Source organism: Vibrio sp. Vb0349 (assembly GCF_033338975.1).
Genome location: NZ_JAWOTS010000002.1, coordinates 329444 through 342104 on the forward strand (window position 1 = coordinate 329444; position 12661 = coordinate 342104).

Annotated in this window: 13 protein-coding genes; 10 read left to right on the forward strand and 3 right to left on the reverse strand. The window is 46.0% G+C overall.

Annotated elements, in window-relative coordinates; translation table 11 throughout:
* Positions 1–17: 17 nt before the first annotated feature.
* From R7Q47_RS04800 to R7Q47_RS04825, 6 genes are all read left to right on the forward strand, one after another.
* On the forward strand, positions 18–1295 hold the full coding sequence (locus R7Q47_RS04800) for an NAD(P)/FAD-dependent oxidoreductase (protein ID WP_193837422.1): 1278 nt from the start codon (positions 18–20) through the stop codon (positions 1293–1295).
* A gap of 17 nt (positions 1296–1312) precedes the next feature.
* Positions 1313–2179: an N-carbamoylputrescine amidase gene (gene aguB / locus R7Q47_RS04805; RefSeq protein WP_248487560.1), complete on the forward strand. Its 867-nt coding sequence runs from the start codon at positions 1313–1315 to the stop codon at positions 2177–2179.
* Positions 2180–2191: 12 nt separating this feature from the next.
* Complete coding sequence (gene aguA / locus R7Q47_RS04810) at positions 2192–3274, forward strand: agmatine deiminase (RefSeq protein ID WP_248487562.1); 1083 nt, start codon at positions 2192–2194, stop codon at positions 3272–3274.
* A 54-nt stretch (positions 3275–3328) separates the two neighbouring features.
* Positions 3329–4756: an NAD-dependent succinate-semialdehyde dehydrogenase gene (locus R7Q47_RS04815; protein WP_213962584.1), complete on the forward strand. Its 1428-nt coding sequence runs from the start codon at positions 3329–3331 to the stop codon at positions 4754–4756.
* A gap of 14 nt (positions 4757–4770) precedes the next feature.
* Positions 4771–6042, forward strand: coding sequence for a 4-aminobutyrate--2-oxoglutarate transaminase (gene gabT, locus R7Q47_RS04820; RefSeq protein WP_154204640.1), 1272 nt, complete (start codon positions 4771–4773; stop codon positions 6040–6042).
* Between the two features lie 519 nt (positions 6043–6561).
* On the forward strand, positions 6562–7884 hold the full coding sequence (locus R7Q47_RS04825; protein WP_195723099.1) for an EAL domain-containing protein: 1323 nt from the start codon (positions 6562–6564) through the stop codon (positions 7882–7884).
* Between the two features lie 128 nt (positions 7885–8012).
* On the opposite strand, the gene R7Q47_RS04830 is transcribed toward R7Q47_RS04825, so the two are convergent.
* Complete coding sequence (locus tag R7Q47_RS04830) at positions 8013–8900, reverse strand: DMT family transporter (protein ID WP_318088665.1); 888 nt, start codon at positions 8898–8900, stop codon at positions 8013–8015.
* A gap of 110 nt (positions 8901–9010) precedes the next feature.
* On the opposite strand from R7Q47_RS04830, the gene R7Q47_RS04835 reads away from it, so the two are divergent.
* From R7Q47_RS04835 to R7Q47_RS04850, 4 genes are all read left to right on the forward strand, one after another.
* Complete coding sequence (locus R7Q47_RS04835; RefSeq protein ID WP_053350391.1) at positions 9011–9493, forward strand: MarR family winged helix-turn-helix transcriptional regulator; 483 nt, start codon at positions 9011–9013, stop codon at positions 9491–9493.
* Between the two features lie 23 nt (positions 9494–9516).
* The gene (locus R7Q47_RS04840; RefSeq protein ID WP_005377801.1) at positions 9517–9870 is read left to right on the forward strand and encodes an MmcQ/YjbR family DNA-binding protein; all 354 of its coding nucleotides are present in this window, start codon (positions 9517–9519) and stop codon (positions 9868–9870) included.
* Positions 9871–9989: 119 nt separating this feature from the next.
* Positions 9990–10424, forward strand: coding sequence for a DUF962 domain-containing protein (locus R7Q47_RS04845; RefSeq protein WP_154204638.1), 435 nt, complete (start codon positions 9990–9992; stop codon positions 10422–10424).
* Between the two features lie 202 nt (positions 10425–10626).
* Positions 10627–10938 (forward strand): hypothetical protein, encoded by a 312-nt coding sequence (locus R7Q47_RS04850; RefSeq protein ID WP_054577887.1) that lies wholly within the window; start codon positions 10627–10629, stop codon positions 10936–10938.
* A gap of 151 nt (positions 10939–11089) precedes the next feature.
* On the opposite strand, the gene R7Q47_RS04855 is transcribed toward R7Q47_RS04850, so the two are convergent.
* Positions 11090–12181 carry a hypothetical protein gene (locus R7Q47_RS04855; RefSeq protein WP_064353870.1) on the reverse strand — a complete coding sequence of 364 codons (1092 nt, stop codon included), beginning with the start codon at positions 12179–12181 and terminating at the stop codon, positions 11090–11092.
* 1 nt (position 12182) lies between these two features.
* Positions 12183–12659 (reverse strand): hypothetical protein, encoded by a 477-nt coding sequence (locus tag R7Q47_RS04860; RefSeq protein WP_017633987.1) that lies wholly within the window; start codon positions 12657–12659, stop codon positions 12183–12185.
* Positions 12660–12661 lie beyond the last annotated feature (2 nt).

A 12661-nucleotide genomic window follows, 5' to 3' on the forward strand; every position in this document is an offset into this window, starting at 1 on the left:
AATAAAGGAATAGTTCTATGAACAAGCATACGGATTCGTTCTACGCGCACTCTGTGCCAAACATGCCGGAATACCCACAGTTGCAAAACGACATCGAGTGCGATGTGTGTGTAGTCGGTGCGGGATTTTCTGGTCTTTCTTCTGCACTACACCTTGCAGAAAAAGGTTTTAAAGTTGTTGTGCTAGAAAGCGCAAAAGTGGGCTTTGGAGCAACTGGTCGTAACGGTGGCCAAATCGTTAACAGCTACAGCCGAGATGTTGACGTGATTGAAAGCCGTTACGACCAAAACCAAGCCAAAGCTCTGTGCGATATGATTTTTGAAGGCGGCGATATCATCCGTGGTCTGATCGACAAATACGACATCAACTGTGATTACAAGCAAGGCGGCTTGTTCACGGCACTGAACAGTAAACAACTCAAAGGGCTAGAAGAACATAAGAAGAACTGGGAGCGTTACGGCAACGACCAACTGACTCTGCTTGACGCAGGAGAAGTAGAACAAGCGGTAGGGACCAAAGTGTACACTGGTGGCTTGTTGGATATGCGCGGTGGTCACATTCACCCGCTTAAACTCGCGTTAGGTGAAGCCGCTGCGTTTATTTCTCTGGGTGGCCAAATCTTCGAACAGTCGGCGGTCGTATCGATTGACAAAGGGATTAACCCAGTAGTGAAAACAGCGCAAGGCAGCGTGAAGAGCAAGTACGTGGTTTTGGCAGGTAACGCCTACCTTGGTGGTTTGGCACCAAACATCAGCAACAAAGCGATCCCGTGCGGCACACAAGTGGTGGCGACTCAGCCTTTGAGTGATGAGCAGCTAAAACAAGTGCTGACTAGCGACTACTGCGTTGAAGACTGTAACTACTTGCTTGACTACTTCCGCTTAACCGCCGACAAGCGTTTGTTGTTCGGAGGTGGTGTGGTTTACGGAGCACGTGACCCAGAAAACATCGAAGCACTGATCCGTCCGAAGATGGAAAAAGTCTTCCCACAATTGAGAGGCATCAAGATTGATTACACCTGGACAGGTAACTTCTTGCTGACTTACTCACGCATGCCGCAATTTGGCTCGTTTGCAGACAACATTTACTACCTACAAGGCTACAGCGGTCACGGTGTAACGTGTACTCACCTAGCAGGTAAGTTGCTGGCCGAAGCTCTGACCGGACACGCAGAACGCTTTGACGCGTTTGCTGCACTGAAACATTACTCCTTCCCGGGGGGCCGCCACTTCCAAATTCCGTTTACGGCAATGGGCGCGGCTTACTATAACCTACGTGACAAACTGGCGATTTAAGAGATAAGGAATATCCAATGAGCAAAGTAGTGAAATTTGCAGCCCTTCAACTGACGAAAAGCTGGGATCTGGAAGATAACTTAGCCAAAGCAAAAAAGGCGATTCGTGAAGCAGCACAAAACGGTGCGAACGTGATTCTTCCGCAAGAGCTGTTCGCTGCGCCTTACTTCTGCAAAAAACAAGAAGCAAAGTATTTCGAGCTTGCAGAAGAAACGGAGAATTGTCGTCTTATTAAAGAGATGAGTGCGTTGGCTAAAGAGCTCGGCGTGGTGATTCCTGTCAGCTACTTTGAAAAAGCGGGCAATACGTTTTTTAACTCGCTAGTGATGATTGATGCCGATGGTACGGTACTAGATAACTACCGCAAGTCACACATTCCTGACGGCCCGGGCTACAGCGAGAAGTACTACTTTAGCCCTGGCGATACCGGTTTCAAAGTGTGGCAAACCAAGTTCGGTAAGTTCGGTGCTGGCATTTGCTGGGACCAATGGTTTCCAGAGCTTGCACGCAGCTTGGCTCTGCACGGCGCGGAAGCGATTTTTTACCCAACTGCAATCGGTTCTGAGCCTCAAGATCCGACACTGGATTCACGTGACCACTGGCAACGTACAATGCAAGGTCACTCGGCAGCAAACCTCGTTCCAGTGATTGCGTCAAACCGAGTGGGCACTGAAGTCGATGATGGTATCGAGACCACGTTCTACGGCTCTTCTTTTATCACTGACCACACTGGCGCAAAAATTGCCGAAGCACCACGTGAAGGTGAAACCATCATTTACGCAGAAATTAACCTCGCTGCGACAGCGAAAGCGCGTCACGCATGGGGCTTGTTCCGCGACCGTCGTCCAGACCTTTACACCAGCGTTGGAAAACTAGCTGTTTAAAGAGGCATTAAAATGAAGTTATCGACAACACCAGCGCAAGATGGCTTCTATTTTCCGGCTGAGTTTCAGCCGGTTAGTGAAGTTTGGCTAGCGTGGCCAGAAAGGAAAGACAACTGGCGTGATGACGCATTACCCGCGCAAGAAACCTTTGCCAGAATCGCGAACTTAATCGCGGAAGTGACCAAGGTGTGCGTGGCGGTATGCTCGCACAACTTTGACCGAGCGCGTCAAATGCTCCATTCAGACGTACGTTTGGTGGAAATCCCATTTAACGATGCGTGGATGCGCGATATTGGACCGACCGTGCTCGTGAATCAGGCGGGCGAGCGCCGTGGGATTAGTTGGCAATTCAACGCGTGGGGCGGCGAATACAACGGGCTTTACGACAACTGGAAGCAGGACGACCTTGTCGCTGGCTCGGTGTGCGACATCATCGGTATTGATTATTACCGTGCTCCGTTTGTACTTGAAGGTGGGGCGATTCACACCGATGGTGAAGGCACCCTTTACACCACAGAAGAGTGCTTACTTAGTCCGGGGCGAAATCCGCAATTGAGCAAAGTGCAAATCGAAGAGCAGTTAAAGGTGTATCTCGGCATCGAAAAAATCATTTGGTTGCCAAATGGTTTATTCAATGACGAAACAGACGGCCATGTTGACAACCTGATGCACGTCATCGCACCGGGTAAGGTGGTACTGAGTTGGACCGATGACTCAAGCGATCCGCAATACGCGTTGTCTCGTCAAGCGGAACAAGTACTGAAATCTCAGCACGATGCGAAAGGGCGCGAGATTGAAATTGTCCGTTTGCCATTACCGGGGCCGTTGCATTATAGCGAGCGCGAAGCCAATGGCATTGACGCCAGTTCAGGAATGAGTCGACAAGCTGGCGAACGCCTAAGTGCCTCTTATGCGAACTTTCTTATCGTCAACGGCCATGTGTTTTTGCCGATGCTGGACGAAGAGACCGACGCTATGGCGATCGATATTTTGCAAAACGCGATGCCGGAATACCAAATCATCGCGATACCGTCGAGAGAGGTTCTACTCGGCGGAGGGAACATTCACTGTATTACGCAGCAGATCCCTGCTTAAACATAAACTCGCCGCTGGCTTAGCGGCGATGATGAGTTGTCAAAAGGAATGACCATGCAACAGATACAAAACCAAACCCTTGTTTCGTTTATGGTAGCGAATCCACAACAGGGCATTGCAGTGACTAATCCGGCGACCGGAGAACTCCTCGGGTACGCACCAGTCTCAACCGAAAACGACATTTTAAATGGCATTGAACGCGCCAGTGTGGCGCAGAAAGAATGGGCGGCACTGCCAGCAAAAATGCGTGCTGGCATGCTCAATCGTTGGTTCCAACTCCTGTTAGAAAACAAAGCCGACCTAGGCCGCTTAATGACGTTAGAGCAAGGTAAGCCGCTGGCTGAAGCTCAAGGTGAAGTGCTTTACGGCGCGAGCTTTATCGAATGGTTTGCTGAAGAAGCGAAACGTACCTACGGTGAGACGATTCCTGCCCCAAGTGCGGACAAGCGTTTGGTGACCATCAAACAGCCAATTGGTGTCGCCAGTGCGATTACGCCTTGGAACTTCCCAATCGCGATGATCACGCGCAAAGCAGGCCCAGCTTTAGCAGCAGGCTGTAGTTTTGTCGTAAAACCATCTGAATCCACGCCGTTGTCTGCATTTGCGGTGGCAGAACTTGCCTATCAAGCGGGTATCCCACGCGATGTGCTGCAAGTGGTTCTGGGTGAAAATTCACGTCAGGTAGGCGCTATCTTCACTTCGCATCCGTTGATTCGTAAGTTGTCTTTCACTGGCTCTACCCACGTTGGTAGTGTGTTGATGCAGCAAAGCGCGGCGGACATTAAACGTACCTCAATGGAGCTCGGTGGCAACGCGCCGTTTATCGTATTCGATGATGCGGATATTGATGCAGCCGTGGCGGGTGCGATGGCTTCGAAGTTCCGTAACGCAGGCCAAACGTGTGTTTGTGCGAACCGTTTCTATGTACACAGCAAAGTGTATGACGAATTCGTTGCTAAGTTTGACGCTGCGGTTCAGCAGCTCAAAGTTGGTAACGGATTGGAAGAGGGGGTCAACATTGGTCCAGTGATCAGCGAGTCAGCGAAGCAAGGCATTCAGACGCTTATTGATGGTGCTATCGAGCAAGGCGCGAAGCCGGTTTCAGAGCTTAAAAAGCTCGATGGTCTATTTATGCAGCCAGTGGTTCTCAAAGACGTTACTCACGACATGAAGATTGTTTCCGAGGAAATCTTTGGCCCTGTCGCGCCAGTGATTCGTTTTGACAGCGACGAACAGCTAGTCGAAATGGCGAACGACACCATCTACGGTCTCGCGTCGTACTTCTACAGCCAAAACATTCACCGTGTTTGGAAAATCGCAGAAGCGCTCGAATACGGCATGGTTGGCATTAACGAAGGCATGATTTCTACTGAAGTCGCTCCTTTCGGCGGTGTTAAGCAGTCCGGCATCGGACGCGAAGGAGCAAAACAAGGTATCGATGAATATATGGACGTGAAATATCTCTGCTTTGGCGGCAACTAATTAAGGACAAAACAATGACAAACCAACAACTACACGAAAGAAGAAGCCAAGTTATCGCTCAAGGCATGGGCGCACTATACCCACTTTACGTCGAGAAAGCAGAAAACGCTTACGTATGGGATATCGAAGGCAACAAATACATCGACTTTGCAGCGGGCATCGCGGTAACTAACACCGGGCATTCTCACAAACGTATCAGTGAAGCGGTAAAAGCTCAGTTGGATAACTTCTCGCACACGTGTGCGATGGTTACGCCGTATGCGTCATTCGTTGAGCTGGCAGAAAAGCTGACAGAACTTGTACCAGGTGAGACTAAGAAGAAAGCGATCTTTCTAACCACTGGCGCCGAGGCGGTCGAAAACGCAGTGAAAGTAGCGCGCGCTCATACGGGTCGTAGCGGCGTGATAGCATTTAAAGGCGGCTTTCACGGTCGTACTAACATGACGATGGGGTTAACTGGTAAAGTTGCGCCGTACAAAGCGGGCTTTGGTCCTTTCCCGAACGAAATCTACCACGCGCCGTACCCAAATGCGTTCCACGGCATCAGTGTGGAGCAAAGCTTACAAGCGATCGACGATCTATTTGCTTGCGATATCGAACCTTCACGCGTTGCGGCGATCATCTTCGAGCCAGTGCAAGGTGAGGGCGGCTTCTACAAAGCACCTGAAGCGTTTGCACAAGGCTTGCGTCAGCTGTGTGATAAGCACGGTATTATGCTGATTGCCGATGAAATCCAAACGGGTTTTGCTCGTACCGGTAAAATGTTTGCAACAGAGTACCTAGGCATTGAACCAGACCTAATGACAATGGCGAAAGGCATTGCTGGTGGTTTCCCAATCTCAGCGGTAGTTGGTAAAGCGGATGTAATGGACTCCGCACTGCCTGGTGGTTTAGGTGGCACTTATGCGGGCTCGCCACTTGGTTGTGTTGCTGGTCTTGAAGTGCTGAAAATCATCGAAGAAGAAGATTTGTGTGCTAAAGCGATGGGCATCGGTGAAGTGGTCAATGCACGTATGACCAAACTGCAACAATCTGTGCCTGCTATTGGTGAAATCCGTACTACGGGTGCGATGATGGCGATTGAATTTACTGACCCAGAATCAGGTAAGCCGCTACAAGAGATGACCAAATCGGTGATTTCTAAAGCGCAAGAAAATGGTCTTATCCTGCTTTCTTGTGGGGTAAAAGCGAACGTGATTCGTCTGTTGCCTCCACTGACCATCGAATCTGACGTACTGAACGAAGGCTTAGATAAGTTGGAAAAAGTGATTCTTGAAGTGGCGTAATTCACGCGCTTTTAAATAACAATAACAAATCAAGGAAGCGGTTGGCATCAATCGTTTCCTTTTTGTTTTTTAGCGTATCTGCTGCCTATCTAAAAAGTATTGCTCAAGCTCCAAGTCGTCACTTTTATTACGGATGACTTAACAATTGGGCTCGTTCTTACTTTCCACTTATTCGCTACTCTGTTCCCCTCGAATGTGGTTTGGTGCTCACATTCTAAATCCCGACATCTGAAAGCCACTTGAGCCTATCATTTTATTGAGCGTCATTCCTCACTTTTTGGACTATAAAAATGAGATAGTATTCATATCCCACTTAGGTTGCTTGACAGATTAGCAGGACGAACTTTGATAACAAAGAATACAAGGTATGCCACTTTACTCGGCTTAGTTCCCATCGCCATATTTGTAGTGGCCTTTCATTCGATAACCAACTTTTACGTCAACTCGGTAAAAGCGTCGAAAATAGATGCTTACGTAGATTATTTAAATCAAAGGTCTGCCTATTTGGACGGAGCAATAGTGAAGCAGATTGCTCAGTTAGATTTTACTTGTAGTGATAGTGATGTAAGAACTTTACGCGACCCACGTTTTTATAACCGTTACATTCGTTTTATTGCGATGACCACAGAAGGCGGTAAAAAGTGTTCCACGGTTGGTAGTGAAGTGTCTCGCCCATCTAGTAGTGAACGATTTCAGATGGATGAAAACTTTTTCGCATCACTTATTTTGCCGCAACAGAATGACCAAATAGAGTGGATGGTCATTTATGATAATGAACACGTTGAAGTCTTCTGGGTGCTTGATAACAGTTGGGTTAACGAGGTAATAAAAACGCCTTGCAAAGACTGCCTATTTGTAGAGTTTAAGTATGATGAACCAATATTTGGTGATTTAACGATAAGCCGTGGCAAAGCGAATATTGCAGGAGAAGAAAACGCACTCTCAAAAGAGTTTTTCTTTTCAGGAGAGTCTCAAGCCAACATGCTCATAAAGATATACAGCGGTGAAAAACTTAAAAATTATGCTCAGGAAAGAGTACTTTTGTGGGGCGGTCTTGTAAGTGTGCTTGCTGGTCTTGCGACTGCCTTTGCATACATATCTGGTAAAAGCTTGAGAAAATCCATTACTGGTCTAATTGAAAATGGGATTAGTAATGCAGAATTTATTCCTTACTACCAGGCGATTGTCGATAGTCGCGATGGTAAGACAGTAGGATACGAAGCACTGATTCGATGGTCGCGGCGTGATGGAATGGTGCCACCAAATATGTTTATTGGTGCTGCAGAAGAAAGTGGCCTGATTATCCCGATGACCAATCAGCTTATTCGTAAAATCATACAAGACTTAAGTGACTTACCCGAGCATACGTGGGTCAGCATCAATATTGTTTCCTCCCATTTAGAGTCAGGCGTATTAACGAAGTTGCTGTCGGAGTTAAATTGGCCAATCTCGAATAGAATTCATTTTGAGTTGACCGAGAGAATACCAGTAAAAGACACTGAGGCCGCGAAAAAAGAGATTTTGTATTTAACGAATAAAGGCTACAAGTTCAAAATTGACGATTTTGGTACCGGATATGGTGGCTTTTCTTACCTACAAGATTTGGGCATCCGATGTTTAAAAGTGGATAAGATGTTTATTGATCCAATAGGATCTGACGACCAAAAATTGAAAGTGCTGGACTCAATTGTGTCTGCAGCGAACAAAGCGGAATGTGAGATGATTGCAGAAGGTGTAGAGAGCCAGGCTCAAGTCGAATATCTGGCTCAGCATGCGATTTACCTTATTCAAGGTTATGTTTACGCTAAACCAGAGCCCCTGACTAACCTTGCAAGCGCTTAATAGCCATAACGTCATAACAGCTTTAAAGGTGCCAGTTTCCTAGGTTAGCGCTGATTTCTGCTGGTAGGCTCACACTTGAGGATTCCTAACACTCTCATTACTCCTAGAGTGTTAGGAATTAACGTTACTTAGGAGGAGAGTGCGGCTCTTTTCGTTTTGATTGACGTAATGAGCTGAGGTAGTAATGACATTACGATCATTCCCAGCATTAAGCTGTATTGCAGAGGAGTGAACGTTTCCCCCAATAGCAGTAGGCCCGAAACAATGCCTGCGACTGGGTTTGCAATACCACCAAAGGTAAAATCTACGACCGACATCCGCTGTAATAACCATACATACATGCCATACCCTAATGCGGTGTTCAGAATAATTACCCACAGTAACCCTAGAATATTCGTCATGGATACGTCCTGAACGACTGTAACATATGGCTCTGGATTGTTTATCGCCAGCACACTTGTTGCGATAGACATAATCACGCCACCCAAAATGAGCTGCCATGTTAGCACTGTCCACCAGTGCATTTTTGTACCTAGTGACTTTGTTACGCTACTTCCTATCACGATGCACATAATGGCGGAGATCATCGCAAGTAAGCCCACGGGTTCGAGAGAAATAGAGCTAGGATCAAATAAGAACCAAGCTAAAGCAATCAAAGTTGCGCCGCTTATCGCTTGAATGCCACTAGGCTGACGTTTGTAGGCCGCCCAACCAAACAGCATCGCAAAAACGGGGACCGAAACCATACCAACACCAGAGATGGCAGAAGGAAGCGTCAACGCCATGACAAAAATGAGACCAAAGAAGCAAGCGATGTTGATGGTTCCTAAAACAAGCAGCACCTTCCACTCACTTCTTTTTGGAAACGAGGGCTTTATTGCCAGCAACAAAAGACCCGCAGGCAGTGCCCTTAGAGCGCCAAGTAAAACGGGAGGCCAGTCCGGTAGAGTAAACTGAGTAACAGCGTAAGTCGTCCCCCAAAAAAAGGCAGGAATCATCGCAAGTAAAATGTTCATGTTAAATATCTTTATGTAGAGATAATTAAATGTAACGATATCGGCAAGGTGGCTTTTTGTAAAGTATCTTTATGTTAAAATAAAAAACATATGATGTTTGGAGAGAAATAATGGATGCAATTGATAGAGTGGTAGAGCAGTGGGCTAGGGAGAAGCCAGACCTCGACACTGAACCGATGGCAATAATGGGTCGACTAATGCGAATTGCAAAACACATGGAATCTAGGGTCGCCGAGCTACATAAGAAGTACGATCTGAAAATGGGTGAATTTGATGTGTTAGCGACACTGCGTCGAGCTGGTTCACCATATTGTCTTACTCCCTCAGCGTTAATAGAGTCGATGATGCTCACTTCGGGTGCGATGACTAATCGCTTAGATAAACTAGAGAAGAAAGGGTTTATTACCAGAACCCATAGTAAAGAAGACCGACGTAGCGTCACCGTTGAACTAACAGAGCAAGGCTTAACCTTAATTGACAAGCTAATTTTGGAGCATGTAGACGTTCAGCAATCGTTATTGCATGGTTTAGAAGGCAATGAAAAAGCGCAGGTTAACCAGGCGTTAAAATTGCTATTGCCACAATTTGAATGAGAACGCAGAAGGAGGTAGGGGATATGAAAAGCAAAGAACTAGAACAATACTTAAGTACCTTCATGTGTGCAGAAAGCGATTTCCCATTTGGGCCTGAAGCGGTTGTTTACAAAATCAAAGGCAAGATGTTTGCCATCATTGCAGAGAGAAACGGTCGGGAGTATGTCAGCGTAAAAGTAAAACCAGAAGATGGAGAAGTCTTAACGTCGCAGTTTACGGACATTATCCCGGGTTATCACTTAAATAAGCGTCATTGGATAACGGTTTATTTTAACGGTGATGTCGAGGATGGGTTGATTCAAGACTTGTGTGAACGCTCTTATGCTCTTGTCGTTGCCAAGCTGCCGAAAGCACAACGAGCGTTGCTTGGTGAGTAATCGGCAACGCACTGGCCTCTGTTGTTTTGTCGCTCGTTGCTCGTAGCCTTTACGGAAAAATTCGCACCTTTTTCATCCTCGGGCTATATAAGAATAAGAAGGTGGAAAAGGGGAATGATATGCGAGCATTATCTGAATGGCTAAAAGAATACGGGGAGAGTCACCAAAACCCTGTCAACCAAAAGATTCACACAATCGCAGTTCCAGGTATCTACCTTTCTGTGGTTGGACTTATTTGGTCGATTCCCCAGATATCATTATTAGGCTTCGAACTTAATTGGGTTTGGGTAGCAGTGATCCCCACTTGGGTTTTCTATTTTCGTTTGTCTCTGAGCGTATTCATGATGATGATCGGCTACACATTAGCGTGCATTGGCCTTATTTGGTCTCTAGAGGTATTGATGTTGCCCGTTCTGCATATTTCTATGCTCTTGTTTGGTGTATTGTGGATATTGCAATTTATCGGTCACAAGATTGAAGGTAAAAAACCGTCGTTTTTTGAGGATTTACAGTTTCTACTCATCGGCCCGATTTGGGTGTTCAGAAAACACTAGCGATAAGCAAAATCAGGCATCATCCGAATTACACAAGACATATAACGTTCAGAGATTATGTAGCTCTTACTACAGAATACATCTCCTTCTTATTGCCACGACAAGCATTCACTTTAGATACGCACTATGATTAAAGAGGTGCCAACGCACTTTACGCTATCGAGATGCTTAAACTTACGGCAAGTTTACTTTAGGGGGATGAATGTACGATCGACAATATAAGTATGCCTATTGGAGAGAAGAGCGTAAAAAAGGCAAATGGCACTATATATTAAAGTCCTTCTTTATGATTTGTTGTGCATTACTGCTTGGTAAAGTCATCGGTTTGTTCATTTTTGGAGAGCTGCATTCTTTAAGCGACATTTGGGAACAACTCCCTGCGGATGTTTTTATTATGATGCTCGTGGGCTTTCCAATTAGTGTCCTTGGTTGGTACCACGAAGAGTCAAAGTTTTTCCGGGCACTGCGACGCAAAGAAAAGCGGTTAAAAGACAATCAAAACAAACCGAAATAGAGTAACCTTTGTCTATGTTTGGATTGCCACTTATCTATCTGAACTGTTCGATTTTACCCCTTTCAGTCATTTAGCGTTTAGTTACGTGTTGCAAAAAGCCTTCTTAATGCAACAGCCCCTAGCGTTGTGGAAATTGGTACTGTAAGAAACATTAAAAAACGAAGTTGAGCATTAGCGTATAAAGGCTCGCACTGTCATCCTTTGGGGCTGATGAAAACGCGCCAGAGCTATTATTGTAGGCGTTGAACCTTTGCCATTCTGCGTTTAGGGAAACGTTGTAATCTAGGTCGTATCTCAATCCGAGTAAGAAACTGTCTCCACTTTTTTTATCCCGACTATTAAACTGCTGACCGTAAACAATATAAGGAGTCAACTTTTTTACATTATAACTTGTTGTCGCGTACCAAGATGAGGAAAGATTGCTGGTCTGTCCTTCTGCCATAATCACAATGTTATCGAGCTCGTATCTTAACCCTAGAGAAAACAGATCGATCGTGTTGTTTTTTTCTGTTTCAACTAGACGGTCAATGATTGTGGTTCCGCCACCGGGAGTGGACTGCTCAATGTTAGAGAGCGTCGTTGTTTGATCATAATCGCCGTGGAGGTAGGAAAAATTCCAACGATAGCTCTCTCCGCTTAGCGTTAAGTTCATCCCTGCAGTGTTGTTTGACTCAATTTCCAATTCAGTACGTTCATTGATGGTTACGTCACTATTGTCTTTAAACCCGACAAACGGCATGGCGGTAAGTACGACTTGCTCATTAAGGTCATGAATCCAGCGTGCAGATAGGCCGTTATAAGCCGTGATACCTAGAATGCTGTCATATACCTCATTCGGTGGGCGGGCTTGGGTAAAAGCGTGACCGACATAGTTGTACTCAGACATCAAAAACAGTGGCAGTCTTAAGCGTCCTCCTCTTATTTCTATGTTTTTATAGGTATAAGCCAAATACGCCCACTCGAGCTGAGGCGAGCTCCAATGGTCTTGCGGGCGCTTTACGACTTGTGCGGATGCCCGAAATGCCTTGTGAAAATAATCGAGCTGCATGCCGAAAGTGGTATCGCAATCGAAACAAGATTCATCGCCAATAAAGCGGTTAACTAGTACCGTAGTTGGGTTATCGGATTTTGCCCACGAAGTAGAGCCAAAACCACTTAAAGAAAGTTGTTCTGTTAGTTCAATCGTGGCTGAGCTCGGAAAGGTCGCGATACTCAGCGATAACATGGTTAAATATTTTTTCATATCAATTCTCCGAGCTAACCACACATAAAACATGAGCATTACTAGGGACGCTCGATGTTGGGGCATAACCAATTCTATTCGGCTTCTCTTGCATCCATGCTATGAGGTCATCAATGCTGGAGCGTGCAATCACTTTTGGCGGTCTAGCTTTACCTGAAAAAGACAAGCTTGCCCAATGCGCGTTCATTTGCGCTAAATTTTTGTTGAGAAGATAACGATAGAACTCAGCTCTTTCTGTTGATGTCGCAGGCCAGTCAGAGAGTTCAATTCGCTGGCCTTGTAAAAGTTGCGTCTTCCCTCTGTACAACTTTCGCGCTTTATTGACAGTGAGCGGAGAGAATTCGTCATTAAATGAGAAAACGGCGTAGCTCTCTGCAGCGAGAGCTTGGCAATTTAATGAAAGAAGGGCAATCAGAATAAACAGATAGCGTTTTATGTAACGCAAAGGAAAAGCAACGCGAGAATGATTTCTACTCATAG